Genomic DNA, 26,809 nt, shown 5'->3' on the forward strand with positions numbered 1-26,809 from the left:
GGGGTGGACGCGTGAGAGGCTGGTCCGGTGTCCACAGTGAGCGTGCCGACGCCGCGCTCGGGGGTCCGGACGCGGCGATTCCGGCGCCTCGCGCGCCTCGGCTTCGCCGTCAACGGCGTGGTGCACCTGCTGATCGGCGGCCTCTCGCTGCGGGTCGCGTTCGGGGACGAGACGACGCAGGAGGCGGATCCCTCCGGCGCGATCGCGCGCCTGGCCGAGACACCGGCCGGACTCGTCGTCGTCTGGGCGGCGCTGGTCGCGCTCGTCGCGCTCGGGCTCTGGCAGCTCTCCTTCCAGAGCCGCTCGAGCGATCCGAGCCGCGCGAAGCGCCTCGGGCGGCGGATCGTGGAGTCGGGCAAGGGCTTCGCGGCGCTCGCACTGGCCGGGACGACGCTGGTCTTCGCGCTCGGCGGGTCGACGAGCTCCTCCGCCACCATCCGCGCGATCAGCACCGATCTGCTGGCTCGACCGGCCGGCGCGATCGTGCTGACGCTGGTCGGTGGGATCGTCCTCGGCAGCGGGATCGGCTTCGTCGCCATCGGCGTGCGCCGCGGCTTCCGCAAGCTCGTGCGGATCCCCGCGGGGCGGCGCGGCACGGCCGTGCTGATCCTCGGCGCGGCCGGCTACGTCTCGAAGGGGATCGCCCTCGGCATCGCCGGCGGGCTCTTCGTCGTCGCCGCGATCACCGGCGACGCCCGGCGGGCGACCGGGCTCGACGGCGCCCTGCGCTTCCTCGACGTCCCGCCCTACGGGACCATCGCGCTCACCGTCATCGGCGCCGGCCTCGTGATGTACGGCGGCTTCCTGATCGCGCGCGCGAAGCTCGCCAAGCTCTGACGCCGGCCGGGGTCAGCTCGCGGGCTCGGCGGGGGCGAGACGCTTCGCGTAGCAGCGGGTCGCCGGCTCGTCGCCCCAGTAGCCGAAGCCGGGGATGAGCTCGTAGCCCGAGCTGCTGTAGAGCGCCATCGCCTCGGGCTGCTCGATGCCGGTGACGAGGCGGAGCAGCGTCACGCCGTGGCGGACGGCCAGCTCCTCGACTCCCGCGAGGAGGAGGCGGCTGTAACCGCGGCCGCGCGCCGACTCGGCCACGAACATCCGCTTGATCTCGCCGATCCCGCCCTCGGCGGCGAGTGCTACGCAGCCGACGACGTCCACCCCGACGTGGAGCAGCAGCGTCGGCGCGTCCGCGGGCGGCCTCGGCCCCGGGTCGTCGCCGCCGTAGCGCCGCATGATCTCCGCCTCCTGCACGGCGAACAGCCGCCCCGCCACCGCGTCGTCGGCCGTCGTCTCGACCAGCCGCACCTCGTCCGCACCCATGTCGCTCACGGTCCCATCTCGCGGAGGGTCAGCAGACGTCGGAGCGGAACCGGAGGGCACTCAGGTAGATCGAGTGCCAGCCCTGCCGGCCGTCGTGCTGGGTGTAGGTGAGCGTGCTGCCGGAGGGGAACGCGTCGAAGGAGAAGCCGTCGCTCCGGAGGAACGGGAGAGTCGTCTCGTCCTCCGTCGCGCGCCGGTACGGGTCGGCGATCGTGCCGGCACCGACGCCCTCGGAGATGCCGTCCCTCTGGATCGCGGTCGGCGCGACGCTGAAGCCCAGCGCGTCCCAGTGAGTCTGCGGCCACGGCACGCGCTTCTGCGAGGTGATGTCGATGAACTCGAGCTGGAGACCGACCGGATCGAAGAGGTTTCCCTGCGGGTCGAAGAACTGGAAGGTCAGGGTCTGGGAGTCGACTCCCGGGCTGGGGAGCTCGCCGATCGGACCTGCGCGGCGCTGGTTCAGGACGAGCGCGCCGCCCACGCCGTAGGTGAACATCACCTCAGTGTTCACGCCGTCACGGGTGCCGCCTCCCCACCCCTGGTCGCTCTGAGTCAGGTTGTAGCTCGTGCCCTGCGTCCCGGTCGTGGTGTTCGGAGCGACCACCGTTGCGATGCGGACGGTCGACACCGCGCCCGTGGGGGAGACCGCCAGGAGCGTCGCAGTGTCGCCCCCGGCATTCCTGGTCCGCCGGAAGTCGACCTCGCTGTCGCAGAGGACGGCGGTCGAAGCGGCCGCGAGGGGCGCGGAGATCACCGCGGCGGCGACGGGAGCGCTCCACGCCGCCGCGGCGGTCACGGTGCGGCGGTCACGGTGCGGCGGGAGGGTCCGGGCGTGCCGGAGGAGGGCTGGGACATGCAGGGTCCTTTCGATGGCGATCCGAAGACGGAGTCGCGGGGCGTGGTAACGCTGTCATCCACGACGATCGCCAGCTAAGCGCACCCCTGCCCTCCGACGCACGCCCCCCGTTGGTGGCGACCGCACCCCCTGACGCGCTGCGCGAGATGCCACTTGTGCACGCGACACGCCGTGAGAAGCGTGCACAAGTGGCATCTCGCGGGAGGGGACGAGGGCGCGCGGGTCAGGCGTAGGTCGCGGCGATCTCGGCGAGGCACTCGCGGAAAACGCGGACCGCGGGGGAGGCGAGCTGGGCCTCGCGCTGGGCCGTGAAGATGGTGCGGCGGGGGCGGCCGGGCAGCTCGAGGAGGCGGCAGTCGGCCTCGCCGCCGGCCCAGACAAGGTCGGGCATCAGCGCGACCGCGTTGCCCGAGGCGGCGAGGCGGATCTGCGCCTGCAGGTCCGCGGTCTCGAAGCGCACGTCGGGCTCGAAGCCCGCGACGCGGCAGGTCTGCTCGGCGAAGTGCCGGCTGGCGGTGCCGCGCGGCTCCATCACCCAGGCGGCGTCGCGGGCGCCCCGCAGGTCGCGGATCGCGGAGTCGCGGCCCACCGCGAGGCGGATCGCGTCGGTCGTGAGGTCGCTGCGCACCAGGCCCGGCAGCCAGGACACCGAGTGGCCGGGGTACTGCTCGGCGACGACCAGGTCGAACTCGCGCGCCCAGGAGGTCTCGTGCAGCGCCCCCTCCGGCTCGCGCTGCACCATCTCGACCCGCACCTCGGGCGCGCGCTCGGCGATCGAGCGCAGCGCGCCGGGCATCAGCGCGAGCGCCGCCGACTGGAAGACCGCGACCCGCACCCGCCCGGTGACCGACTCCCCCGACGCGGCCAGCGCCGCCTCCGCCCGCTCGAGCAGCGCCAGCACCTCGCCGGCCGCCGCGACCAGGATCTCGGCCTGCGGAGTGAGCTGCACCCGCCGCCCGACCTTGCGCAGCAGCTCGACGCCGGTCTCGCGCTCGAGCACGCTCAGCTGCTGCGAGACCGCGGAGGGACTGTAGGCGAGGGCCTCCGCGGCGGCGGCGAGGGTGCCGCGGATGGCGACCTCGCGCAGCAGCACCAGGCGGCGGACGTCGAGCACGGGGGACCTCGATTCGGCGCGGAGATTCAGTAAGCAGGAGTGACCGGTACCGGTAAGGAACGGTCGCTTCTGCTCAACGGTACCCCGGTCGGATACTGACGTCATGACGGATCTCGCAGCGCCTGCCCGCTCCACCGGTCCCTTCTCCGACGACGCCGCCGGGCCCGCCACCGGTCACGCCGGGCCCGCCGCGGACAGCGTCGACCCCGGCCTCGTCGACGCGAGCGTCGCGCTGGTGCGCCAGTGGCTGCGCGACGCCGCCGACGTCCCGGTCGACGCCTCCGGCGCCCAGCTCGCCGGCGTGCTGAAGGACCCGACCGGCCTCGACTTCACGGTCGGCTTCGTCGACGGAGTCGTCCGCCCCGAGGACACCAAGGTGGCCGCCGCGGCGCTGCGCTCGATCGCCGGCGGCGTCCCCCGCTTCCTGCCCGCCCCGATGCGCGGCGCGGTCGCCCTCGGCGGCGCGGTGGCCCCGCTGCTGCCGGACGTCGTCGTGCCGATCGCGCGCCGGGTGCTGCGGCAGATGGTCGGCCACCTCATCATCGATGCGACCGACTCGCGCCTCGGCCCGGCGATCGCGAAGATCCGCCGCGACGGCGTCCGGCTCAACATGAACCTGCTCGGCGAGGCGGTCCTCGGCCGCAAAGAGGCGCAGCGCCGGCTCGAGGGCACGCACCGCCTGCTCGCGCGCGACGACGTCGACTACGTGTCGATCAAGGTCTCCTCCACCGTCGCCCCGCACAACCCGTGGGCGTTCGACGCCGCGGTCGACGACATCGTCGAGGAGCTCGCTCCGCTCTTCACCCGCGCCGCCGCCGCGACGCCGCAGAAGTTCGTGAACCTCGACATGGAGGAGTACAAGGACCTCGATCTCACCATCGCGGTCTTCACCCGCCTGCTCGACCGGCCCGAGTTCCTCGGCCTCGAGGCGGGCATCGTGCTGCAGGCCTACCTGCCCGACGCGCTCTCCGCGATGATCCGGCTGCAGGAGTGGAGCGCCGCGCGCCGGTCCCGCGGCGGCGCCGGCATCAAGGTGCGCCTGGTCAAGGGCGCGAACCTGCCGATGGAGCAGGTCGAGGCGTCCGTGCACGGCTGGCCGCTGGCGACCTGGTCGACGAAGCAGGACTCGGACACCAACTACAAGCGCGTGATCGACTACGCGCTGCACCCGGACCGGATCCGGAACGTGCGGGTCGGCGTCGCCGGCCACAACCTCTTCGACGTCGCCTACTCCTGGCTGCTGGCCGGCGAGCGCGGCGTCCGCGAGGGGATCGAGTACGAGATGCTGCTCGGCATGGCGCAGGGCCAGGCGGAGGCGGTGCGCCGCACGGTCGGCTCGCTGCTGCTCTACACGCCGGTCGTCTCGCCCGCCGAGTTCGACGTCGCGATCGCCTACCTGATCCGCCGGCTCGAGGAGGGCGCGTCGAGCGACAACTTCATGTCGGCCGTCTTCGAGCTCGAGGCTCAGCCCGCGCTGTTCGCCCGCGAGGAGGCCCGCTTCCGCGCCTCCGTCAGCGCGCTCGACAGAGCGGTGCCGCCCGCGCACCGGGTCGCCGACCGCTTCGCCGCGACCGGCCGCCCCGGCTTCGGCGACTTCCGCAGCACCCCGGACACCGACCCGTCCGTCGCGGCGAACCGCGCCTGGGCCGAGGAGATCCTCGCCCGCGTGCCCTCCTCCCGCGCCGGTGTCGACGCGATCGAGGCCGCGACGATCGCCACCCGCGAGGAGCTGGAGGCGGCCCTCGCCGCCACCCGTGCCGCCGGCTCCGCGTGGGGGGCCCTGCCCGCCGACGAGCGGGCGCGCATCCTGCACCGCGCCGGCGACGAGCTCGAGGCGCGCCGCGGCGAGCTGCTCGAGGTGATGGCCGCCGAGGCCGGCAAGACCATCGACCAGGGCGACCCGGAGGTCTCCGAGGCGATCGACTTCGCGCACTACTACGCCGAGCGGGCCCGCGAGCTGGACTCGGTGGACGGCGCGGTCTTCCACCCCGCGCAGCTGACGCTCGTCGCTCCGCCGTGGAACTTCCCGGTCGCGATCCCCGCGGGCGGTGCGCTCGCCGCGCTGGCCGCCGGCTCGGCCGCGGTGCTGAAGCCCGCCGGGCCGACCGCGCGCTGCGGCGCCGTGCTGGCCGAGGCGCTCTGGGCCGCCGGCGTGCCCCGCGAGGCGCTGCTGCTGCTCCGGCTGCCCGAGGAGGAGCTCGGCGCCGACCTCGTCGCGCACTCCTCGGTGGACCGGGTGATCCTCACCGGGGCCTACGAGACGGCCGAGCTGTTCCGCTCCTTCCGGCACGACCTGCCGCTGCTCGCGGAGACCAGCGGCAAGAACGCGATCATCGTCACCCCCTCCGCCGATCTCGACCTCGCGGTGAAGGACGTCGTCTCGAGCGCCTTCGGCCACGCCGGCCAGAAGTGCTCGGCCGCGTCGCTCGTCGTGCTGGTCGGCTCGGTCGCGCGCTCCAAGCGCTTCCGCGCGCAGCTGCTCGACGCGGTCGACTCGCTCACCGTCGGCCTGCCGACCGATCCGGCGACCCGGATGGGGCCGGTGATCGAGCCCGCCGCGGGCAAGCTGCTGCGCGGGCTCACGACCCTCGGCGAGGGCGAGCGCTGGCTGCTGCAGCCGCGCGCGCTCGACGACAGCGGGATGCTGTGGAGCCCGGGCGTCCGCGACGGCGTGCGCCGCGGCTCCGAGTACCACCGCACGGAGTACTTCGGACCGATCCTCGGCATCATGACCGCCGCGACGCTCGAGGACGCGATCGCGCTCGTCAACGAGGTCGACTACGGCCTCACCTCCGGGCTGCACGCGCTCGACCCGGCCGAGATCGGCACCTGGCTGGGCGGAATCCAGGCCGGCAACCTCTACGTCAACCGCGGCATCACCGGCGCGATCGTCGAGCGCCAGCCGTTCGGCGGCTGGAAGAAGTCGGCGGTCGGACCGGGCACGAAGGCCGGCGGGCCGGACTACCTGCTCGGGCTGGGGTCGTGGACCTCGGCGCCGTCGACCGCCACCACCGCGTTCGAGGACCCGCGCGTCGGCCGGCTCGTGGCCGCCACCCGAGCGGAGCTGTCGCCCGCGGAGGCGGACGCCGTCGAGCGGACGGCCCGCAGCGCGGCGCAGGCTCTGGCCGCGGGCGCCGCCCGGGACGTCACCGGGCTGGCCGCCGAGCGGAACGTGTTCCGGCACCTGCCGTACGACGCCCCGGTGCTGATCCGCCTCGCGGACGGCGAGCCGGTCGGCTCGCTCGCGCAGGTCGTCGTCGCCGCGGCGACCGCCGGGACCCGGGTGGCGGTCTCGAGCGCGACCGAGCTGCCGCCGCAGCTCGTCTCGGCCATCGCGTCGGGAGCCTCGGCGGTCGCCGTCGAGGACGAGGCCGCCTTCGCGGCGCGGGTCCGCGAGCACGGCGCCGGCCGCGTGCGCCTGCTGGGCGCCGACGCCTCCTCGGTGACGTCCGTCACCGGCGGACGCCCCGACCTCGCCGTCTACGCGAACGAGGCCACCGAGTCCGGCCGCCTCGAGCTGCTCCCGTTCCTCCGCGAGCAGGCCGTCTCGATCACCGCCCACCGCTTCGGCACCCCGGACCACCTGACGGACTCCCTGCTCTGACCTCTTCCGCGAGATGCCACTTGTGCACGCTTTTCACGGCGTGTCGCGCGCACAAGTGGCATCTCGCGGGAGGGGAGGGGGACGTGGTCAGAAGAGGCCGCGGGGGGACTCGACGGAGGCGAGGACGCCGGGCGCTGCGACGATCGTCAGGCGGGCGACCTCGTCCGCCGTCAGCTCGGGCAGGCGCTGGGCGAGGTCGAGGAAGCGCTCGATCTCGGGCTCCTCGAGGACGTCGGCGGCGAGGGTGCGGAACTTCGCGACGTACTGCTCGCGCGTGAACGGGTGCGCGCCGAGCGGATGCGCGTCCGCCACCGCGATCTCGTCCACGATCGTCGTGCCGTCGGTGAGCAGGATCTCGACGCGCGCGCCGAACGCCTTCTCCGCCGGGTCGGTCGAGTGGTAGCGGCGGGTCCACTCCGCGTCCTCCTCCGTCGTCGTGCGCTGCCAGAGCGCGACGGTGTCGGGGCGGGCGGCGCGCTCGGGGGCGTAGCTGCGCTCGTGGTGCCAGGCGCCGTCCTGCAGCGCGACCGCGAAGATGTACGGCACGGAGTGGTCGAGCGTCTCGCGGGACGCCGTCGGGTCGTACTTCTGCGGGTCGTTCGCGCCGGAGCCGATCACGTAGTGGGTGTGGTGCGAGGTGTGCAGGACGATCCGCTCGACGAGCTCGGGGTCCGCGGCCTCGGGGTGCGCGTGGTGCAGGCGGCGGGCCAGGTCGATCAGCGCCTGCGCCTGGTACTCGGCCGAGTGCTCCTTCGTGTATGTGTCGAGGATCGCGCGCTTGGCCTCGCCGGCGTCCGGCAGCGGCACGTCGTAGGACGCGTCGGGGCCGTCGAGCAGCCAGGCGATCACGCCGTCCTCGCCCTCGTAGATCGGCGACGGGCTGGTCTCGCCGCGCATCGCCCGGTCGACGGCCTCGATGGCGGCCTTGCCGGCGAAGGCGGGGGCGTACGCCTTCCAGCTCGAGATCTCGCCCTTGCGCGACTGGCGGGTGGCGGTGGTGGTGTGCAGCGCCTGGGCGATCGCCTGCTCGATGACGGCGACGTCGAGGCCGAGCATCGTGCCGAGTCCGGCCGCGGCCGAGGGGCCGAGGTGCGCGACGTGGTCGATCTTGTGCCGGTGCAGGCTGATCGCGCGGACGAGGTCGACCTGGACCTCGTAGCCGGTGACGATGCCGCGGACCAGCCGGGCGCCGTCGATGCCCGCGTGCTGGGCGACGGCGACCAGCGGCGGGATGTTGTCGCCGGGGTGCGAGTACTCGGCCGCGAGGAAGGTGTCGTGGTAGTCGAGCTCGCGGACGGCGACGCCGTTCGCCCAGGCCGCCCACTCGGGCGAGACGCGGCGGCCCGGGTCGACGCCGAACACCGTCGCGCCCTCGCCGCCGATGGACGCGGGGTGGGCGAGCGCCTGCGAGCGCGCGGCGACGACGGGGCGGCGCACCAGCGACGCGGCGGCGACGGCGGCGTTGTCGATGACGCGGTTGACGACCATCTCGGCGACCTCGGCCTCGACCTCGACGGGATCGGCGGCGACCTCGGCCAGGGCGTGGGCGAGCTGCCCGTGGCGCGGGAGGTCCTCGTCGCTGCGGTGGACGCGGACGTGGTGTTCGTGCACGGGGGCTCCTTCGGCTCGTCCCTGCCAATCTAGCGGCGGGGCCGCCGGGCAGACTGTCGGCATGACCGCCACCCGCGTGGCCGCGTTCGACTGCGGCACCAACTCCCTCCGGCTCCTGATCGCGGACGTCGAGGACGGCCGCCTCGTCGACGTCCTCCGCCGCACCGAGCTCGTCCGGCTCGGCCACGGCGTGGACCGCACCGGCCGCTTCGACCCGGAGGCGCTCGAGCGGACCCTCGCCGTGACCCGCGAGTACGCCGAGCTGGTCCGCGAGGCCGGGGCCGAGCGCGTGCGCTTCGTCGCCACCTCCGCGACCCGCGACGCGGCGGACCGCGAGGACTTCCTCGTCGCGGTCGAGCGGATCATCGGCTCCCGCCCCCAGACGATCAGCGGCGAGGAGGAGGCGGCCCTCTCCTTCCGCGGTGCGCTCTCGGCCGTCGACGCGCCCCGGCCCGTCCTGGTCGTGGACCTCGGCGGCGGCTCGACGGAGCTGGTGCTGGGTGGAGCGGAACCCGAGCAGGCGCACTCGATGGACGTCGGCAGCGTCCGGCTCACCGAGCGCCACCGCGCCGGCGGGGGCGCGCCGACCGCGGAGCAGCGCGCCGCGATCCGCGCTGACGTCCGCCGCGCACTGGCCGCCTCCCCCGTCGACCTCTCGGCCGCGCGCAGTGTCGTCGGAGTCGCGGCGACGGTCCTCACGGTCACCGCGCACGTCCTCCGTGTCGAGGCCTACGACCGCGACGCGCTCGAGGCGACCCTGCCGATCCGCGACGTCCTCGCCGCCTGCGACGAGCTCGCCGCGCTCTCCCCTGCCGCGACAGCCGTCCTCCCCTACGTCCGCGCCGGCCGCGAGGACGTCCTCGGCGCCGGCGCCGCCATCTGGTCCGAGGTCCTCCGCGCCGTCCAGGAGGCCTCCCCCGCCGTGACGTCGGTCACGACGACGGCCCACGACATCCTCGACGGCCTGGCCCTGCACCTCTGACCCCTCTGCACCTCTGATCCCCTCCGCGAGATGCCACTTATGAGCGCGACACGCCGCAGAACGAGCACACAAGTGGCATCTCGCGGGAGGGGTCAGCGCGTGAGGGTGCTGCCGGAGTCGTGGGGGAGGCGGGCGGCGGCGATCAGGGGGACGAGGGTCAGGACGGCCAGCGTCAGGAAGGCGAAGCGGTAGGGGACGAGGCCGGGGCCGAACGCGGCACCCGCGGCCAGCGCGATGCCGCCGGCGGCGACGCCGAAGCCCGCGGCGATCTGCTGAGTCGTCGCGCTGAGGGTGTTCGCGCCCGACATCCCCTCGGGCGCCACCTCGGCGAAGGTGACCGTGTTGTAGGCGGTGAAGCCGGCCGAGCGCGCGACACCGCTGAGCACCAGCAGCGCCACGATCAGCGGGACGGGCACACCGGGATCGAGGAACGCCATCGCGACCATGCAGGCGATGCCGACGACGTTCGCCGCGACGAGCACCCCGCGGAAGCCGACCGTGTGCAGGAGCCAGGTCGTCGCCGGCTTGATCGCCAGATTGCCGACGAAGAGCGCGAGCACGATCGAGCCGGCCTGCACCGCGTTCCAGCCGAAGGCGTCCTGGAAGAGCAGCGGCAGCAGGAACGGCACCGCGTTGATCGTCGCCCGGTAGAGCGAGCCGCTCGCGTTCGCCACCCGGAACGTCGAGAAGCGGAAGGCGTCCAGCGGCACGAGCGGGTGCGGCGTGCGGCGCAGGTGCCGCACCGCGACGGCGGTGACGAGGGCGCCGGTCACGGCCAGGCCGAGCGCGACGGTGTCCGAGCCGCTTCCGGTCACGAAGCCGGTCGCGCCGACCAGCGCGCCGAGTCCGACCGCGACCAGGAGCAGGCCGACGACGTCCAGCGGAGGCGGTGAGGCCTCGACGCCGGCCGGGATGATCCGCCGCGCGATCACGAAGGCGACGACGCCCAGCGGCAGGTTGATCAGGAAGATCCAGTGCCAGGAGGCGTAGGTCGTCAGCAGCCCGCCGAGGAACGGCGCCAGGATCGGCGCGACCAGGCCCGGCCAGACCAGGATCGCGATGGCGCGGATGATCCCCTCCCGCGGCGTCACGCGCAGCACCGCGAGCCGGCCGACCGGCACCATCAGCGCGCCGCCGACGCCCTGCAGCACGCGGGCCGCCACGAGCAGCGGCAGGGTCGGGCTGAGCGCGCAGAGCAGCGACGCGAGCGTGAACACCGCGATCGCGGTCGTGAAGACCCGGCGCACGCCGAAGCGCTCGCTCAGCCAGCCGGAGGCGGGGATCAGCACCGCGACGGTGAGCAGGAACGCGGTGACGGTGATCGCGACGGCGGCGGAGTCGACGCCCAGGTCGGCGCCGATCGCGGGCGCCGCGGTGGTGACGATCGTCGCGTCCAGGTTCTCCATGAAGAAGCAGCCCGCGACGAGGAGGGCGATCGCGCGCTGACGGCGGGGATCCAGGGCGGCCTCCTGCGGGGACGGGTGCGGCGGGGCGGGCGCCGGGACGACAAGGGCGAGCGTAGCGCGCAGCCCGGCACGACTCGGCCCGGTACCGTCGAGGGCATGAGCGCCTCCGAGAACCGCACCGTCCAGCTCCGCCGCTACGAGCTCGTCGACGGGGTGATGGACGACTTCCTGGCCTGGTACCGCGCGAAGATCGTCCCCGCCCGCGCCGCGCACGGCTTCACGATCGAGTTCGCCTTCGCCGACCGCGAGGTGAACGAGTTCGTCTGGGCCGTCAGCACTCCGGGCGACGCGGAGGCGTTCGCCGAGATCGAGAAGGCCTACCTCGCCTCTCCTGAGCGCGAGGCCGCCTTCGCCGGCGAGCCGACCCGCGTGGCCGTGCACCACGTCCGGCTCGTCGAGCGCATCGTCTGACCGGGGCGGGGCGGCTCCCGGGAGCCGCCCCGTACCTCAGCTCCGGGCGCGGCGCGCGACGGCCAGGGCGGCCCGCAGGGCGAGGGAGCCGACGGCGATCGAGGCGACGGTTCCGAGCAGCCGCGGCAGGACGTGCTTCGGCGAGTCGAGCCCCGCGCGGTCCTTCGGCGAGGCCAGCGCTGCCGGCGGCAGGGTGCGGCCGTTGGCGCCCGCCTCCGCCATGTGCGCGAGCCGGCGCAGGGTCTCGATGTTGCGCACCCAGAGGAACGAGTGCAGCAGCGGCTTCGGGATGAGCGTGCCGGGGCCCTTCACCGCCGTCTCGTGGATGCGGACCCTGCAGCCGTCGCGGTGCGGCTCCACCTCGAGGCGGACGCGCGCCTCGCCCATCGGCCAGCCGGCCGCCTGGATGATGAAGCGGCTCGACGGGTCCCACTCCAGGACCGTCGTCTCGTCGTCGATCACCAGCGGCCAGACGCCGAAGGAGTGGTGCAGCTTCGAGCCGACGTGCGGCCAGTCGCGGCCGACCCGGCGCATCCGGGACGAGCCGACGACCCACGAGGGGAAGAGCCAGCCGGACGCGAAGACGGCGAAGACGGACTCGGGCGGGCAGTGGAAGACGCGGGTGTTGCGGGACATCGCGGGCTCCTAGTCGTGAGGGCGGGGTCGGGCGGGTCGTGCCGCCCGACCCTCAGGGTGCCAGATCGGACGAGCGGGTCCGATCGGGTGAGGGCGACAGATCGGGCGCCCGCCGGATCCCGAACTCGTGCCGGAGCGCGCTGCGGGCGGCGTGCCAGCCGGCCATCCCGTGCACGCCCGGGCCGGGCGGCGTCGAGGACGAGCAGAGGTAGAGCCCCTTCGCGGGCGTGCGCCACGGGTCGGAGGAGGGGATCGGCCGCGAGAGCAGCTGCGCGACGCTCGCCGCTCCGGCCGCGATGTCGCCGCCGATGTAGTTGGGATTCCAGGCCTGCATGTCGCGGGCCGTCATCGAGGACACGGCGAGGACGCGGTCGCGGAAGCCCGGGGCGAAACGCTCGATCTGGGCGGTGATCGCCTCGCGCTGGTGCGCCGGCGAGTCGCGCGGCACGTGCGTGTACGCCCAGAGGACCTGCTTGCCCTCCGGCGCGCGGGTCGGGTCCAGCACCGAGGGCTGCGCCACGAGCACGTACGGGTTCTCGCTGTGCCGTCCCTGGACGACGTCGCGCTCGGCCGCGGCGATCTCGGCGCGGGTGCCGCCGACGTGCAGGGTGCCGGCCCCGGCGAGCTCCGGGTCGGTCCAGGGGACGGGTCCGTCGAGCGCGAAGTCGACCTTGGCGACGCCGTTGCCGTAGCGGAACATCGCCAGCGCCGACGCGTACGGGCCGGGCAGGCGGTCGCCGGCGAGCGCGAGGAGCGCCCTCGGCGTGAGATCGAGCAGCACGGCGCGCGCGCTCGGCAGCTGGGAGAGCGAGGTGATCTCCACTCCGGTCTCGATGGTGCCGCCGTGAGCGCGGAGGTCGTCCGCCATCGCGTCGACGATCGCCTGGCTGCCGCCGATCGGCACCGGCCAGCCGCGCGCGTGCGCGTAGGAGCCGAGCGCGAGCGCCGCGGCGGCCGTGGACGGACTCGGCATCGGCCGGATCGCGTGCGCCGCGACCCCCGCGAACATGGCGGGCGCGACCTCCTCGCGGAACCGCGCGTTCCAGAGCGGCGAGCCCTGCTCGAGCACGCGCAGGCCGAAGCGGAGCAGCACCGAGGGGTCGGTCGGGATCTTCAGCAGGGCGTCGTTGGTGAAGCCCGCGACGCGGTCGGCGCGCTCCGCGAGCGGACCCATCAGGGAGCGCCACGCCGCACCGTCGCGCCCCAGCGCCGCGGCGGTCCGCTCGAGGTCGCGGTAGGCGATGCCCGAGCGGCCGCCGTCGAGCGGGTGCGCGTAGGAGATCTCGGGCAGCCGCAGGTCGATCCGCCGGTCGAGCTGGAACCGGCGGAAGAACCCGGAGGCGAGCGCCATCGGGTGCACGGCCGAGCCGATGTCGTGGTGGAAGCCGGGCAGCGTCAGCTTGGCGGTCCGAGCGCCGCCGCCCAGGGTCTCGTTGCGCTCGTAGACCGCGACCGAGAGCCCGGCGCGGGCGAGGGTGACCGCGGCGGAGAGCCCGTTGGGGCCGGAGCCGACGACGACGGCGTCGACCACGTCACTTCCTCCGCAGGGCCGCGACCGCGCCGACCAGGCCGGCCGCGCCGAGCACGGCCGCACCGGCGTAGCTCGCGGCGCGGTGGCGGATCATCCAGATCTGCGGCGTCATCGTGTGCGCGCGGTCGCTGAAGAGGCCGCGGGCGCCGTGGTCGCCCGGGACCGGCTCGTAGACGTTGTTCGGGAGCATCGGCTCCTTCTTGTCCGGCGCCTGCTGTCCGTCGAAGGCGCTGCGGGCCAGGTACCAGTCCATGAAGGCGCCGGCGAAGCGGTCGCCCAGGATGGTGCCCGCGGTCGGCTCGCCGACCCAGGTGCGGCGGCGCGGCTTGTCGGCGACGTCGGCGATCGCGATCGCGCCGACCTCGGGCTCGTAGATCGGCGGCACCGGCTGCGGGTGGTGCGGCAGCTGCGACTTCACCCAGTTGAACTGGATGGTGTTGAGCGCCGGCATGTCGACCTCGGACAGCTTGATCCTGCTCTTGGAGTGCAGGAGCTCGGCGGTGACCGCCTCGGTGAAGCCGCGGGCGCCGAACTTCGAGGCGCAGTACGCGGCCTGGAGCGGGATGCCCCGGTGCGCGAGCGCCGAGCCGACCTGGATGACGTGGCCGCGGCCGCGCGGAGTCATCCGCGAGAGCGCCGCGCGGGTGCCGTTGACGAAGCCGAAGAAGTTCACCGCGACGGCGCGCTCGAAGTCGGCCGGGTCGGTCGAGAGGAACTCGCCGAAGACGCCGACCATCGCGTCGTTGACCCAGAGCTCGATCGGCCCGAGCTCGGCCTCGATGCGGTCGGCCGCCGACTCGACCGCCTCGCGGTCGGCGACGTCGGTCGGGATGGTCAGACCACGGCGGCCGGCCTGCTCGATCTCGGCCAGAGTGGCCGCGAGTCCGTCCTCACCGCGGGCGAGCACGGCGACGTCCCAGCCGCGCGAGGCCAGCTCGCGGACGGTGGCGCGGCCGAGACCGGCGGTGCCACCGGTGACGACGGCGACGCCGCGGCTCATGCGCGGGCTCCGGAGGCGGGGGTGCGGAGGTTCTGCGTCATGGTCGAGCTCCTTCGTGAGGGCGCCGGAGGCGGCTTGCTGCATCTCCACGGTAGGCGGCGGCGGAGGCGCGCCGCGCGGGGTTGCGCCCGGTCGGTGGGAGCATCGCAGAACGAGCGGCTGGGGAGGAGCCCCGCCAGCCTCTCGATCCGTCCAGCGATCATCCAGAGCGCACCCAGACGTCGGCGCCAGACTGACCGCCGCCGCGCCCCGCGCGACCCCGCCCCTCGACGACCGGATCGACCCCATGAACACACTCCTCGGGCTCAGCCTCGTCTCCGGTCCGGTGGTGATCGCCGTCTACGCGGTCTCGGGTCTCGCCCTGCTCCTGCTGGTCCTCGCCTTCGCGCGCTCGGCCCGCCGCGGACGCCGCCGCCGCCTGGCGCTGGCAGCGGCGGTCCTGCTCCTCGGCCTGCTGGTCGGCTGGGCGCTCGGCGGTCTACTCGGCGGCACCGGCGGCCCCTTCGGCGTCGACTTCACGCCCGTCACCCGCGTCTGGATCGGGCTCGGCCTGGGCGGACTCGCCGTGGCGCTGCTCGCCCTCGGCCACGCCCTCGCGCACCGGCGCAGACGGCGGGTGCTGGCCTCGGCGCTCGTCGGGGTCCTCGTCGTGGCGACCGCGGCGATGACCGTCAACATCGACTTCGGCCAGTACCCCACCGTCCGCAGCCTCCTCGGCATCAGCGCCTACCCGACGGTGGCCGAGCCGATCGCGACACCCGCCGGCGACCACGCCTCGCTCGACACCTGGACCGCCCCGGCGGGCATGCCGACCGCGGGCAGCGTCACGAACGTGGCGATCCCCGCGACGCAGTCCGGCTTCCCCGCCCGCGACGCCGTCGTCTACCTCCCGCCGGCCGCGCTGACCGAGAACCCGCCGCTGCTGCCCGTGATGGTGATGCTCTCCGGCCAGCCGGGCTCGCCGTCCGACCCGCTCGCCGTCGAGCACCTGCAGCAGACCCTGGACACCTACGCGGCCGCGCACGCCGGCCTCGCGCCGATCGTGGTCTCGCCCGACCAGCTCGGCGACCCGACGGCGAACCCGATGTGCGTCGACTCGCCGCTCGGGAAGTCAGCGACCTACCTCACCGTCGACGTGCCGAACTGGATCCGCGCCAACCTCCCGGTCCTCGGCGACGCGCACGACTGGGCGATCGGCGGCCTCTCGCAGGGCGGCACCTGCGCGATCCAGCTCGGCGCCGGCTACCCGCAGCTCTTCGGCAACATCGTCGACGCGTCCGGCGAGCTCGCCCCGACGCTCGGCGACGACGCGACCACCATCCAGCAGGGCTTCGGCGGCGACGCGGCGGCGTACGAGGCGGCCAAGCCCGCGGCGATCCTCGCGAAGAACGCGCCCTACAAGGACTCGTTCGCGGTCTTCGGCGTCGGCGCGAACGACACCTCGTTCCTCGCCGGAGTGCAGACCCTGCACGCCGCCGCGCAGGCCGCCGGGATGGACACCACCTACCTCGAGGTGCCGGACAGCGCGCACGACGCGACGGCGTGGTCGACGACGTTCGACAAGGGCGTCGAGCTGCTGACGGCGCGCTGGAACCTGGTCCCCGCGTCCTAGCGAGCGGAGGGGGCGCCTCCGGCGATCACCTCGCGGGCAGGGGGAAGCGCATGCTGATCGAGTAGGCCGCGCAGCGGACGTATCGAGATCCACCTGCGTCAGAAGCTGAGTCTGCAGACCCGCCCTGCTGGGGACGTCGGGTCTCGATACGCCCCTGCGGGGCTACTCGACCAGCATGAAGTGAGCCGTCTCCGCGTCCTCTTTCTCACCACCGGGACGCGAAGCGGCTCCGCCGCTCGACACGCCCCCGCGCGCTCCGCCTAGGCGCGGGTCGCCGCCGCCACCGCGGCCGCCACTCCCCCGCCCCACGGCGCGCCGTGGCCGGGCAGCACCCAGGTGGCACCGGTGGGCAGCAGGTGCTGCAGCGAGGCGAGCGCCTGCTCCGGCTCGTCGGTGAACGGCGCGGGAGCCGGCCCGGTCGCGCCGGTCAGCACGTGGCGCGTCGTGAGGCCGTCGCCGACGAACACGGCGTCGGCGATCGGCACGTGCACCGCGATGCTGCCGGCGGAGTGGCCGGGCAGTCCGATGATCCGCGGAGCACCCGGGAGGTCGAGCGTCTCGCCGTCCCGCACCGTCACGACCTCGGTCAGCGGGGGCACGCGCGCGCCGCCCTTCCGCAGGAAGTAGCCGAGGAAGCCGACCAGTGCGCCGATCTTCATCGACTGCTTCCCGTTCGCGGGCTTCTTCCCGCCCTTCGCGCGCTCGGCGTCGGCCTCGTGCACGAAGACGGGCACGCCGTGCTCGCGCCGGAGCCGCTCGGCGAAGCCGATGTGGTCGGAGTCGCCGTGGGTGAGCACGACTCCCCTGACGTCGTCGACGGAGCGGCCGATCGCCGCCAGCTCGGCGAGCAGCTCGGGCCAGAGCCGGGGCAGGCCGGCGTCGATGAGGGTCACGCCCTCGGGCGTGTGGACGAGGTAGGCGGCGACGATGTCCGAGCCGATGCGGCGGAGGTGGGGGGCGAGTTCCATGATGGCTACGGTACCTAGCCATCATGGCTACTGTCAATAGCTATAGTGGAGAGCATGCCCACTCCCGAGCGCACCTCCCTCGACGCGATCGTCCGCGCCGCCGCCCAGATCCTGGAGGAGGAGGGGCTCGCCGGCGTGACGATGCAGGCCGTCGCGCAGCGCGTCGGCGTGCGCGCCCCCTCGCTCTACAAGCGGGTCGAGGGCCGCGACCCCCTGCTGCGCCTGGTCGCCGAGGCGACGCTGGGCGAGCTCGCCGCGCGCGTCGAGCCGATCGAGGACGCCGCCGAGCTCGCCGGCGCCTTCCGCGCGTTCGGCCGCGAGCGGCCCGCCGCCTTCCTCCTGGTGATGGCGCCGGCGCCCGGTACCCCGGTGGCCCGGCAGCAGTTCCGGGACGCGGCGAGCGCCTCCGTCCTCCGCGTCGCCGCCGGGCTCGCGGGCCAGGAGCACGCGCTCGAGGCCGCGCGCACCCTCACCGCCTGGAGCACCGGCTTCATCGGGATGGAGATCAACGGGGCGTTCACCCTCGGCGGCGACGTCGAGAGCGCCTGGCGCTTCGGGCTGAGCCGGGTGATCGCGGCGCTGGCGCTGGCGGAGGTGGAGCCGGCGGAGGTGGAGCTCGCGGAGGTCAGCGCGCCGCGGCCTCGTCCTCGAGGAAGCGCGGCCGGCTCGCCGCGAGTCCGCTGAGCAGCAGCACCACGAGGCTCGCCAGCAGCAGGACGTACGAGCCGGTCCAGCTCCCCTGCGCCTCGTAGAGCAGGCCGATCAGCAGCGGCCCGGCGCAGGCGAGCGCGTAGCCGAGGCCCTGCGTCGCCCCGGAGAGCACCGAGGAGCCGGCCGTGCTGCGGGTCCGGGCGTTGACGAGCGTGAGCGTCATCGGGAAGGTGCTGACGCCCAGACCCAGGCAGACCACCCAGGCGACGGCGCCGGCCAGCGGCGCGACCAGCAGGCCGACGTAGCCGACGGCGAGCAGCGCGACGCAGACGACGACCACGATCGAGGGGTTCCGCATCCCGAGGGTCAGCGGCGGGACGACGAAGGCCGCGCCGAGGCCGAAGATCGAGAAGAGGGCGAGCAGCGCCCCGCCCTGGGCCGGGTCCGCGCCGGCGTCGACGAGGATCGTCGGCAGCCAGGTGATGATCGCGTAGGTGTTCAGCGCGGTCATCCCGAGCATCAGCACCATCGCCCAGAGCAGGCGGGTGCGCCAGGCGCCGGCGAGCCGGGTGGGCGCGGCGGCCGCGGCGGTGCCGGCCTCCCTGCGCCGGGCGAGCGCCGCCCAGAGCAGGCAGGCGACGGCGGTCAGCGCCGCCCAGACGCCGACGGCGAAGCGCCAGTCGAGGGCCGAGGCGAGCGGGACGGCGACCAGCGGGGCGACGAACTGGCCGGTCTGCAGCAGCGCGAGGTAGAGCGAGCTGATGGTCTTCAGCCGGTCGGCGAAGTAGCGCTTCACGATCGGCACGATCAGGACGTTCGAGGTGCCCACTCCGGCGAAGGCGACGACGGAGGAGAGCACCAGCGCGAGCGGGCTCGGGCTCAGCGCACGGAGCACCAGGCCCGCGGTGGTCATCAGCGTCGCGACGGCGAGCGTGCGCTCGAGGCCGAAGCGGCGGGCGGCCGCGGCGGCGACCACGCCGAAGACGGCGAAGGACGCGGTGACGATGGTGCCGAACGCGCCGTAGAGCGAGGGGCCGAAGCCGAGGTCGGCGCCGATCGTCTCGAGCAGCGGGCTGAAGCCGGTGACGGCCGTCCGGAGGTTGAGCGCCGTCATCACGATCGCGGCGAGTGCGAGGAGCGCGGTCCTCTGCGGGGTGACGACGGTGGACGTCATGGCGGCCTGCCCTGGGTAGGATGATGGGATGAATCCCACCGAGCCTAGCGCGCCGGAGCCCCGATCGGTCGACCTCCGCACACCGGAGCCGTTCCGCCGCGAGAGCGTCATCGACCACGTCACGGCGCTCTTCCACGAGGAGATCCGCTCCGGCCGGTGGGCCGTCGGCGCGCGGATCCCGACGGAGCCGGAGCTGGTGCGCTGGAGCGGCGCCGGGCGGAACTCCGTGCGCGAGGCGGTGCAGACGCTCGTGCAGTCGGGGCTGGTGCGGCGGGAGCAGGGGCGCGGCACCTTCGTGATCGCGCGCTCGCAGCTCACCACGTCGCTCCGGAGGCGGCTGCCGAGCGCCGAGCGGCGCGACGGCCTGGAGCTGCGCTTCGCGATCGACGGGGCGACCGCGGCCCTCGCGGCCGAGCGCCGGACCGCGGAGGACGTCGAGACGCTGCAGGCGCTGCTCGCCGCGCGCACCCGCTCCTGGGAGGGACACGACCTCGCCGAGCGGACCGCGACCGACACCGCGCTGCACCGCGCGGTCGTCGCCGCCACGCACAACGCGCTGTTCCTCGAGCTCTACGACGGGCTGACCGGCCTCTTCGAGACGGTGCTGCAGGACGACGTCGTCGGCGAGGAGGACCGGCACGCCCGCGAGCACTCCCTGCTGGTCGAGTCGATCGCCGCGGGCGACGCCGCGGGGGCCCGGCGAGCGATCGAGGAGCTGCTGGCACCGCTGCTGGAGCCGGACGGCGAGCAGAACATCAGCTGAGAGGCCGCGTCATCGGCGATCGGCGATGAGACGTGCTCTCAGCCGATGTTCTGCGGGAGCAGCGCCGATCAGCGCTGCGGCCGGCGCGTCGACCAGAGCGCCCAGGCCACCAGCAGCGGCTGGAAGACCAGCCGGACGGCACGCTTGCGATCGGTGTCGAGGCCGAACGCGCTGGTCTTCGTGAGGTACTGCGAGACGTTGCCCGGGAAGATCGCGGTGAAGAAGGCGGCCGCCGCCGCGCCCACCAGCGGCGCCCGGCGGCGCGCGAGCACCAGCGAGGCGCCGAGGCCGATCTCCACGACGCCGGACGCGAGCACGACCGTGTCCTTGTCCAGCGGCACCCACTCCGGCACCTGCGCCTGGAACTCCTCGCGCGCGCGGGTCAGGTGACTGACGCCCGCGAAGACGAGGGCGGAGCCGAGGAGGACCTTGGCGCCGGTGCGGATCAGGGACGGAGTGGAGGAGGCCATCCCCCCATCGTTCCCGATCGAGCGGGCCGGAGTGCCCGGCAGCGCCCGAACCGCACGGATGTGCCGTGTCGGAGGCCCGGCCTAGTCTGATCGGGTGTCAGACCGCATCCTCGTCCTCACCACCGGCGGAACCATCGACAAGGAGTACTCGCTCGCGGGCGAGCTCGAGATCGGGGCGCCGACGATCCCGCGCCTGCTCGAGCCCGTGCTGTCGACGCTCGAGTTCCGCGTCGAGGAGGTCCTGCGGAAGGACAGCCTCGACCTCGACGACGCCGACCGCGCGCTGATCCGCGAGCGCGTGCTCTCGGCGGAGGAGGACCGCATCGTCCTCACCCACGGCACCGACACGATGACGCTCACCGCCGAGGCGCTCGGCGCGGTCCGCGACCGGGTCGTCGTGCTGACCGGCGCGATGCAGCCCGCGCGGATGCGCGACAGCGACGCCGCCTTCAACCTCGGCGCGGCCGTCGCGGCGGTGCAGCTGCTGCCGCCGGGCGTCTACCTCGCGATGAGCGGGCGGGTGCTGCCGGCCGGCGCCGTCGTCAAGGACCGGGCGGCCGGGATCTTCCTGCCGGCCTGAGCCGCGACCGGACCCTCGAGCCCGGGGCCGGCGGCGTCACTCCGCCGCGGCGACCGCCCGCGTGCACTCCGCGCACAGCCCGAAGACGTCCACGACGTGGTGCGCGTCGGTGAAGCCGTTCTGCGCCGCGACGCTGTGCGCCCAGGTCTCCACCGCGTCCGCGGCGATCTCGACGGTCAGCCCGCAGCGCCGGCAGATCAGGTGGTGGTGGTGGGTGCCCGGGGTGCAGGCGCGGTAGAGGCTCTCGCCGTCCGGCGACTGCAGCGAGTCGGCCTCGCCCTCGACCGCGAGGTCGGACAGCGCGCGGTAGACCGTCGCCAGGCCGATCGGCGAGCCCGAGGCGTGCAGGGCGCTGTGCAGCCCCTGGGCGCTGACGAAGTCCTCGCGCTGAGTGAGCGCCTCGCGCACGGCCTCGCGCTGCCACGTGTTCCGCTTGACCACCGGTCCGCCTTCCCGTTTCACGACCCGCGCCACGCTATACCCCCGCCCCGACCGCGACCGGCGAGCGCCGGCGCGAGGGCCGCCGCACGCCCTTGCGGCCGATGATCCGGCAGACGACGTAGATCGTGAACGAGATCGTGGTCACGTAGGGGCTGATCGGCACGGAGCCGCCGAGCGCGAGCAGGATCCCGCCGACCAGCGCACCGACGGCGAAGAGCACGCTGAGCAGCGGCACGAGCACCGGCGACGCGGAGATCCGCAGCGCCGCGGCCGCGGGCGTCACCAGGATCGCGAGCACCAGCAGCGAGCCGACGATCTGCACCGACACCGCCACGGCGAGGCCGAGCAGCAGCATGAACACGATCGAGAGCGCCCGGGTCGGGATGCCGCGCGCGGCCGCCACGTCGGCGTCGACGCTCGCGAAGGTCAGCGGACGCCAGATCAGCGCGAGCCCGATCACGACGACGACCGAGATCGCGATCAGCCAGCCCAGCTGCGGGTCGTCGACCGCGACGATCTGCCCGGTGAGCAGGCCGAACTTGTTCGCGCTCCGCCCCGGGTACAGCGCGAGGCAGAGGATCCCGAGGCCCAGGCCGAACGGCATCAGCACGGCGATGATCGAGTTGCGGTCGCGGGCGCGCGAGCCGAGCAGCCCGATCAGCAGCGCCGCGACCAGCGAGCCGACGATCGAGCCCTGCACCACGCCGACGCCGAGCAGCAGCCCGGCCGAGGCGCCTGCGAAGGACAGCTCGCTGATCCCGTGCACGGCGAAGGCCATGTCCCGCGACATCACGAAGACGCCGATCAGCCCGCCGACGACGCCGAGGACGGCGCCCGCGATCACGGAGTTCAGCAGCAGCGCGAGCAGCGCGCCGTAATCGGAGAAGTCGAAGATCTGCGACCAGACGTCGTCGGTCATGCGCGCTCCTCCTCGTGCTCGTGCACGTGCGAGTGGTCGGGGGCGCCGACCACGATGACGCGGCCGCGCGCGCGGATCACGTCGACCGGCGCGTCGTAGAGCTCGCTGAGCACCTCGGAGCGCAGCACCTCGTCGGGGGTGCCGATCCGGAAGCGGCCGCCGGCCAGGTAGAGCACCCGGTCGACCATCCCGAGCACCGGATTCACGTCGTGGGTGACGAAGAGCACGCCGAGGTTCCGCTCGCGCCGGTGCCGGTCGATCAGCTCGCTGACCGCGCGCTGGTGCGCGAGGTCGAGGGCGATCAGCGGCTCGTCGCAGAGCAGCAGGGCCGGGTCGCCGGCGAGCGCCTGGCCGACCCGGACGCGCTGCTGCTCGCCGCCGGAGAGGCTGCCGATCGGCGCGTCGGCGTAGTCGGTGGCGCCGACGGAGGCGAGCAGAGCGTCGACCTGCGCGCGACGCGAGCGCGACGGCAGCGGCAGGCCGAAGCGGTGGCCGTCGATGCCGAGGCCGATCAGGTCGCGGGCGCGCAGCGGGGTCCCCTCGTCGGCGAGCTTCTGCTGCGGGATGTAGCCGATGCGGCGGTTGCCGCGGTGCACGGGCTCGCCGAGGACGCGCAGCTCGCCGCTGCTGAGCGGCTGCTGGCCGAGGACCGCGCGGAGGAGGCTGGTCTTGCCGGAGCCGTTGGCGCCGAGCACCGCGACGAACTCGCCGGCCCGCACGTCGAGGTCGACGCCGCCCCAGAGCTCGCGGTCGCCGAAGCGCAGGCCGGCGCCGCGCAGCTGCAGCACGGACGCCGAAAGGCCCGCCTCCGAGGAGGCGGGCGCTGACGACGGACCGGATGGGGTCGAGGAGGGTGGCGTCACGACGAGAGGGCTCCCTCGAGGGCGTCGAGGTTGGCGGTCATCCAGGTCACGTAATCGTCGCCCTCGGGCAGCGTCTCGGTGACGCCGACGGTCGGGACGCCGGCCGACTCCGCCGCGTCGAGCACGGCCTGGGTCTGCGAGCTCTCGGTCTGCTCGTTGAAGACGAGCGCGTCGACGGTGCCGTCGGAGAAGAGGGCGAGCGTCTCCTGCAGGGTGGTCGCGGGGACGTCGGTGCCCTCCTCGACCGCCTCGCTGAACGCCTCCGGAGTCGCGTTGACCAGGCCGAGCGCGTCGGTCAGGTAGAGCGGGACGGGCTCGGTGATGGCGATCGAGCGGCCGCCGAGCGTGCCCTTCAGCTCGGCCTCGCGGTCGATCAGGGCGTCGAGGGAGCCGCCGAGGGCCTCGGCGTTCTCGGCGTAGGTCGCGGCGTTGTCCGCGTCGATCGTGGACAGCTCGTCGGCGATCGACGTGACCATCTCCCGGACGGCGGACAGGTCGTACCAGACGTGCTCGTTGTACTCGGCGTGCTCGTGGCCGGCCTCGTCGTGATCGGCGTCGGCGCCCTCGTCCTCGTGGTCGTGCTCCTCCTCGAGCCCGGCGACGACGGTGGCGGTGATCACGGGGGCGGTCGAGCCGGAGGCGTCGATCATGGTATCGACGAAGGCGTCGTAGCCGCCGCCGTTCTCGATCACGAGCGCCGCGTTCGAGAGGGCGAGCTGGTCGCGGGCCGTCGCCTCGTACTCGTGCGGGTCCTTGTCCGGGCTGTCGATGATGCTCGTGACGTCGACCATGTCGCCGCCGATGCTCCGGACCAGGTCGCCGTAGACGTCGGTCGACGCGACGACGGCGACCTTGCCCTCCGCGCCGGAGGAGCCGGTCGAGGAGGCCGTGCCGGAGCACGCCGAGAGGGCGAGCGCGGTGCTGCCGAGCAGCGCGACGAGGGCGAGGGAGCGGGTCTTCACGGGTGAGCCGATCTGGGTCTGGAGCGGGGCGGTCGGGATGCTGACACGGTAGCGACTATTGATAACGATTGTCAAAGTCACGGGCGCGCAGCCCGCCGGTCTCAGAGCAGGCCGTGCCGCCGGAACGCCGCCAGGACGCCGTCCTCGCGCACGGAGGCGGTGACCTCGTCGGCGGCGGCGAGGGCCGCGGCGGAGGCGTTCCCCATCGCGATGCCCAGGCCCGCTGCCGCCAGCATCTCGACGTCGTTCGAGCTGTCGCCGATCGCCATCGTGTCGGCCAGCGGGTGGCCGAGGCGCTCGGCCAGTCGCACCAGCGCGCTGCCCTTGTCGACGCCGCGGACGCTGACCTCGCCACCGGCGTCGCCGAGGGACGGGATCGTGCCGGTGATCACGTGGAAGCGGTCGCCGAGGCCCTCGCGGACGAGGGCGAAGGCGGTGCCGTCCTCGCCGAAGAAGGTCGCCTTGGCGATGCCCTCCGTCGGGACGGTGCCGTAGCCGCCGCCCACCCCTCCGCTCGTGAAGACATCGTCGTAGGACTGCAGCGAGTAGGCGATCCGGTGCGCCTCGAAGAAGCCGGCGATCGCCTCGACGTCCTCGGGCGCCATCGTCCGCGACTCGAGCAGGACGCCGTCGAGCTCGACGAAGCCGCCGGCCGCCGAGACGACCCCGTCGAAGCCGAGGTCGAGGACCTGCTGCGGGATCTCGGGACGCGAGCGGCCGGTCGCGACGAGGACGAGATGGCCGTTGCTCCGGGCGCCGGTGATCGCCTCGCGCACCGACGGCGCGACGACCCCCTCGTCCAGGAGCGTGCCGTCGACGTCGAGCAGGACCAGTCGGGTGCGTGTCACCCGCGGAGCCTACCGGCCGAGTCCGACGCCCCCGTCGGCCGGCCCGCGTCCCCTGATCAGCCGAGCGTGCGCGGCGCCCGCCACTCCCAGGAGCGGTCCTCGTCGCCGATCGGCCGCAGCACCCGCGCCGGCACGCCGCCCGCGACGACCAGCGGCGGCACGCTCGCCGTGACGACCGCGCCGGCCGCCACCACGGAGCCCGCGCCGATCACCACGCCGGGCAGCAGGATCGCGCCCGCGCCGATCCAGACGTCGTCCTCGATCACGACCGGCGCCGAGAACTGCGTGCCGTCGCGGCGCAGCTCCGGGTGCACGGGGTGCCCGGTGGTGCTGATCGTGACGTTCGGCGCGATCATCACCCGGTCGCCGATGACGACCTCGACGTCGTCGACGAGCGTCAGCCCGAAGTTCACGTAGACGTCCGCGCCCAGGCGGACCCGGTTGCCGTAGGCGACGTTCACCGGCGGCTCGACCCAGGCGCCCTCGCCGACCGCCTCGAACAGCTCGTGCAGCAGGCGCCGGCGCTCGTCGACCTCGCGGGGGCGGGTCGCGTTGTAGGCGTGGGCGAGCTCCTTGCCGCGGATCCGCTCCTCCTCGAGCGCCTCGAGGCCCTCGCCGGCGTCGACGTACAGCTCGTGGGCGTCCATCCGCCGGCGGACCTCGTGCTCGCGCGCGTCCATCGCGTCCCCTCTCGTCGTCACCAGCCTGGCACGGGGGCCCCGACGGCCCCGGGTGCGCGGCGATCGGAGGAGGGAGGAGGCAGGCAGGGGGGCGGGGGGCTCACGCGGCGCGAGGTCGCCCGCGCGTCAGCAGGCGCAGATCTCCCGGCGGATCCAGTCGCCGGCCTCGGCGACCGGCAGCTCGCCGTGCCGCAGCAGCCGGCTCCACTCGACCGCGCGCCCGGTGAGGCGGTCGTCCGCGGTGCCGCGGTGATCGCCGCCGGCCGTGCGCATCAGGAGGTGCGCGATCGGGCCGCCGAGGCGCAGCGTCGCGCCGGCCACCCCGGCGAAGTGCCGGGCCTGGCCGCGGGTGTCGTCGTCGTAGGGCTGGGCGAAGCCGCGGCCGCGGATCCGGTTGCTGCCGCCGGAGGCGAGGTCGATCAGCCCGAGCGGCCAGGGCCGGATTCCGGCGACCTCGCGCGCGACCGCGGCGATCAGGACGCGGGGGCGGGGCGAGGCGGCGGCGAGGGCGTCGACGCGGTCGGCGAGGGCGGAGCAGGCGTCGGAGGCGGGCACCCGCCCAGTGGAGCACAGGACGACTGGGCGGCGGCGGGGAGCAGCGGCCTTGACACCCGCGGCTCGCGCCAGCACCATCGACGGTACAACGTTAGAAACAGCGGGCGGCGATCGCCGACGATCACCCCGTCCGGCCCGGCCGGAGCCCGCCGACGCCTCGGAAGGGCCCCGAATGACCGACTCCTCCGCCACCTCCTCCCCCGCCGCCGCGACCGCGCGCGTCTTCCTCGACCCGGCCGCGGTGGTCGCCCCCGTGAATCCGCGGCTGTTCGGCTCGTTCGTCGAGCACCTGGGCCGCTGCGTCTACGACGGGATCTACGAGCCCGGGCACCCCACCGCGAACGAGGACGGCTTCCGCCTGGACGTGGTCGAGCTGGTCAAGGAGCTCGGCTCGACCACCGTCCGCTACCCGGGCGGGAACTTCGTCTCCGGCTACCGGTGGGAGGACGGCGTCGGACCGCGCGAGGACCGCCCGCGCCGCCGCGATCTGGCCTGGCACTCCCTCGAGACCAACGAGGTCGGCCTGGACGATTTCGCGAAGTGGGCGAAGCTCACCGGCAGCGAGATCATGTACGCCGTGAACCTCGGCACCCGCGGGGTCCTCGAGGCCCTGGACGTCCTCGAGTACGCGAACGGGAAGGCCGGCACGTTCCTCGCGGACCAGCGGATCGCGAACGGGTCGCCGGAGCCGCACGACATCCGCATGTGGTGCCTGGGCAACGAGATGGACGGCCCCTGGCAGGTCGGCCACATGAACGCCGACGACTACGGCAAGCTCGCCTCCCGCACCGCCAA

At 74.1% G+C, this 26,809-nt stretch carries 26 protein-coding genes and 1 pseudogene; 9 read left to right on the forward strand and 18 right to left on the reverse strand.

Translation table 11 applies throughout. The features are described 5' to 3' along the window. Positions 1–27 precede the first annotated feature (27 nt). Positions 28–837, forward strand: coding sequence for a DUF1206 domain-containing protein (locus tag MT350_RS20470; protein WP_173287283.1), 810 nt, complete (start codon positions 28–30; stop codon positions 835–837). Between the two features lie 12 nt (positions 838–849). Here the strand turns inward: MT350_RS20470 and MT350_RS11375 are convergent, their stop codons facing one another. From MT350_RS11375 to MT350_RS11385, 3 genes are all read right to left on the reverse strand, one after another. Beyond that, entirely contained in the window at positions 850–1,317 is a 468-nt protein-coding gene (locus MT350_RS11375) for a GNAT family N-acetyltransferase (protein ID WP_243600599.1), read from the reverse strand. 28 nt (positions 1,318–1,345) lie between these two features. Then, positions 1,346–2,113 carry a hypothetical protein gene (locus MT350_RS11380; protein WP_243615931.1) on the reverse strand — a complete coding sequence of 256 codons (768 nt, stop codon included), beginning with the start codon at positions 2,111–2,113 and terminating at the stop codon, positions 1,346–1,348. Between the two features lie 283 nt (positions 2,114–2,396). After that, positions 2,397–3,287, reverse strand: coding sequence for a LysR substrate-binding domain-containing protein (locus MT350_RS11385; protein ID WP_173287287.1), 891 nt, complete (start codon positions 3,285–3,287; stop codon positions 2,397–2,399). Between the two features lie 103 nt (positions 3,288–3,390). Between MT350_RS11385 and MT350_RS11390 the strand changes: the two genes are divergently transcribed. Then, complete coding sequence (locus tag MT350_RS11390; protein ID WP_243615932.1) at positions 3,391–6,891, forward strand: bifunctional proline dehydrogenase/L-glutamate gamma-semialdehyde dehydrogenase; 3,501 nt, start codon at positions 3,391–3,393, stop codon at positions 6,889–6,891. Positions 6,892–6,978: 87 nt separating this feature from the next. Here MT350_RS11390 and MT350_RS11395 read toward each other — a convergent pair whose 3' ends face one another. After that, positions 6,979–8,502: an MmgE/PrpD family protein gene (locus tag MT350_RS11395; RefSeq protein WP_243600352.1), complete on the reverse strand. Its 1,524-nt coding sequence runs from the start codon at positions 8,500–8,502 to the stop codon at positions 6,979–6,981. Between the two features lie 61 nt (positions 8,503–8,563). Between MT350_RS11395 and MT350_RS11400 the strand changes: the two genes are divergently transcribed. Continuing rightward, a complete protein-coding gene (locus MT350_RS11400) occupies positions 8,564–9,484 on the forward strand; it encodes an exopolyphosphatase (protein ID WP_243600351.1) in 921 nt (306 codons plus the stop codon). A gap of 92 nt (positions 9,485–9,576) precedes the next feature. Here MT350_RS11400 and MT350_RS11405 read toward each other — a convergent pair whose 3' ends face one another. Then, positions 9,577–11,013 (reverse strand): MFS transporter, encoded by a 1,437-nt coding sequence (locus tag MT350_RS11405; protein WP_374206639.1) that lies wholly within the window; start codon positions 11,011–11,013, stop codon positions 9,577–9,579. A gap of 33 nt (positions 11,014–11,046) precedes the next feature. On the opposite strand from MT350_RS11405, the gene MT350_RS11410 reads away from it, so the two are divergent. Beyond that, positions 11,047–11,361 (forward strand): hypothetical protein, encoded by a 315-nt coding sequence (locus MT350_RS11410; RefSeq protein ID WP_243600349.1) that lies wholly within the window; start codon positions 11,047–11,049, stop codon positions 11,359–11,361. A 36-nt stretch (positions 11,362–11,397) separates the two neighbouring features. Here MT350_RS11410 and MT350_RS11415 read toward each other — a convergent pair whose 3' ends face one another. The 3 genes from MT350_RS11415 to MT350_RS11425 are packed head-to-tail and all read right to left on the reverse strand — an operon-like array spanning position 11,398 to position 14,528. Further along, positions 11,398–11,997 carry an SRPBCC family protein gene (locus MT350_RS11415; RefSeq protein ID WP_243600348.1) on the reverse strand — a complete coding sequence of 200 codons (600 nt, stop codon included), beginning with the start codon at positions 11,995–11,997 and terminating at the stop codon, positions 11,398–11,400. Between the two features lie 52 nt (positions 11,998–12,049). Further along, positions 12,050–13,528 (reverse strand): NAD(P)/FAD-dependent oxidoreductase, encoded by a 1,479-nt coding sequence (locus MT350_RS11420; RefSeq protein WP_243600347.1) that lies wholly within the window; start codon positions 13,526–13,528, stop codon positions 12,050–12,052. 1 nt (position 13,529) lies between these two features. Then, the gene (locus tag MT350_RS11425) at positions 13,530–14,528 is read right to left on the reverse strand and encodes an SDR family oxidoreductase (protein ID WP_123734762.1); all 999 of its coding nucleotides are present in this window, start codon (positions 14,526–14,528) and stop codon (positions 13,530–13,532) included. 286 nt (positions 14,529–14,814) lie between these two features. Between MT350_RS11425 and MT350_RS11430 the strand changes: the two genes are divergently transcribed. Beyond that, positions 14,815–16,140 carry an esterase family protein gene (locus MT350_RS11430; RefSeq protein ID WP_123734761.1) on the forward strand — a complete coding sequence of 442 codons (1,326 nt, stop codon included), beginning with the start codon at positions 14,815–14,817 and terminating at the stop codon, positions 16,138–16,140. A 260-nt stretch (positions 16,141–16,400) separates the two neighbouring features. On the opposite strand, the gene MT350_RS11435 is transcribed toward MT350_RS11430, so the two are convergent. After that, positions 16,401–17,108 (reverse strand): MBL fold metallo-hydrolase, encoded by a 708-nt coding sequence (locus tag MT350_RS11435; protein WP_243600346.1) that lies wholly within the window; start codon positions 17,106–17,108, stop codon positions 16,401–16,403. Between the two features lie 54 nt (positions 17,109–17,162). Between MT350_RS11435 and MT350_RS11440 the strand changes: the two genes are divergently transcribed. After that, a complete protein-coding gene (locus tag MT350_RS11440; RefSeq protein WP_243600345.1) occupies positions 17,163–17,792 on the forward strand; it encodes a TetR/AcrR family transcriptional regulator in 630 nt (209 codons plus the stop codon). Here the strand turns inward: MT350_RS11440 and MT350_RS11445 are convergent. After that, complete coding sequence (locus MT350_RS11445) at positions 17,734–18,933, reverse strand: CynX/NimT family MFS transporter (RefSeq protein WP_243600344.1); 1,200 nt, start codon at positions 18,931–18,933, stop codon at positions 17,734–17,736. The genes MT350_RS11440 and MT350_RS11445 overlap by 59 nt on opposite strands. 28 nt (positions 18,934–18,961) lie before the next feature. Between MT350_RS11445 and MT350_RS11450 the strand changes: the two genes are divergently transcribed. After that, a complete protein-coding gene (locus MT350_RS11450; protein WP_243600343.1) occupies positions 18,962–19,696 on the forward strand; it encodes a FadR/GntR family transcriptional regulator in 735 nt (244 codons plus the stop codon). A 68-nt stretch (positions 19,697–19,764) separates the two neighbouring features. Here MT350_RS11450 and MT350_RS11455 read toward each other — a convergent pair whose 3' ends face one another. Next, complete coding sequence (locus tag MT350_RS11455) at positions 19,765–20,166, reverse strand: hypothetical protein (protein ID WP_243600342.1); 402 nt, start codon at positions 20,164–20,166, stop codon at positions 19,765–19,767. Positions 20,167–20,260: 94 nt separating this feature from the next. Between MT350_RS11455 and MT350_RS11460 the strand changes: the two genes are divergently transcribed. Then, positions 20,261–20,746, forward strand: a complete 486-nt coding sequence (locus MT350_RS11460; RefSeq protein ID WP_123444686.1) for an asparaginase domain-containing protein — start codon at positions 20,261–20,263, stop codon at positions 20,744–20,746. A 36-nt stretch (positions 20,747–20,782) separates the two neighbouring features. On the opposite strand, the gene MT350_RS11465 is transcribed toward MT350_RS11460, so the two are convergent. The 7 genes from MT350_RS11465 to MT350_RS11495 form a co-directional block, all read right to left on the reverse strand. After that, a complete protein-coding gene (locus MT350_RS11465; protein WP_123734752.1) occupies positions 20,783–21,187 on the reverse strand; it encodes a Fur family transcriptional regulator in 405 nt (134 codons plus the stop codon). Between the two features lie 34 nt (positions 21,188–21,221). Then, on the reverse strand, positions 21,222–22,106 hold the full coding sequence (locus MT350_RS11470; RefSeq protein WP_243600341.1) for a metal ABC transporter permease: 885 nt from the start codon (positions 22,104–22,106) through the stop codon (positions 21,222–21,224). Then, positions 22,103–22,894: a metal ABC transporter ATP-binding protein gene (locus MT350_RS11475; RefSeq protein ID WP_243587249.1), complete on the reverse strand. Its 792-nt coding sequence runs from the start codon at positions 22,892–22,894 to the stop codon at positions 22,103–22,105. Before MT350_RS11475 ends, MT350_RS11470 begins: the two co-directional genes overlap by 4 nt. Before the next feature lie 71 nt (positions 22,895–22,965). After that, on the reverse strand, positions 22,966–23,931 hold the full coding sequence (locus MT350_RS11480) for a metal ABC transporter solute-binding protein, Zn/Mn family (RefSeq protein ID WP_243600340.1): 966 nt from the start codon (positions 23,929–23,931) through the stop codon (positions 22,966–22,968). Positions 23,932–24,032: 101 nt separating this feature from the next. Beyond that, positions 24,033–24,779 (reverse strand): HAD hydrolase family protein, encoded by a 747-nt coding sequence (locus MT350_RS11485; protein WP_123701422.1) that lies wholly within the window; start codon positions 24,777–24,779, stop codon positions 24,033–24,035. A gap of 56 nt (positions 24,780–24,835) precedes the next feature. Then, positions 24,836–25,459 (reverse strand): DapH/DapD/GlmU-related protein, encoded by a 624-nt coding sequence (locus MT350_RS11490; protein WP_243600339.1) that lies wholly within the window; start codon positions 25,457–25,459, stop codon positions 24,836–24,838. A 126-nt stretch (positions 25,460–25,585) separates the two neighbouring features. After that, a complete protein-coding gene (locus MT350_RS11495) occupies positions 25,586–26,014 on the reverse strand; it encodes a hypothetical protein (protein WP_243600338.1) in 429 nt (142 codons plus the stop codon). 172 nt (positions 26,015–26,186) lie between these two features. On the opposite strand from MT350_RS11495, the pseudogene MT350_RS11500 reads away from it, so the two are divergent. Beyond that, positions 26,187–26,809 (forward strand): annotated as a pseudogene (locus MT350_RS11500) (alpha-L-arabinofuranosidase); the annotation flags it as partial.

It is taken from the genome of Rathayibacter sp. VKM Ac-2928 (assembly GCF_022815545.1).
Classification (GTDB): Bacteria; Actinomycetota; Actinomycetes; order Actinomycetales; family Microbacteriaceae; genus Rathayibacter; species Rathayibacter festucae.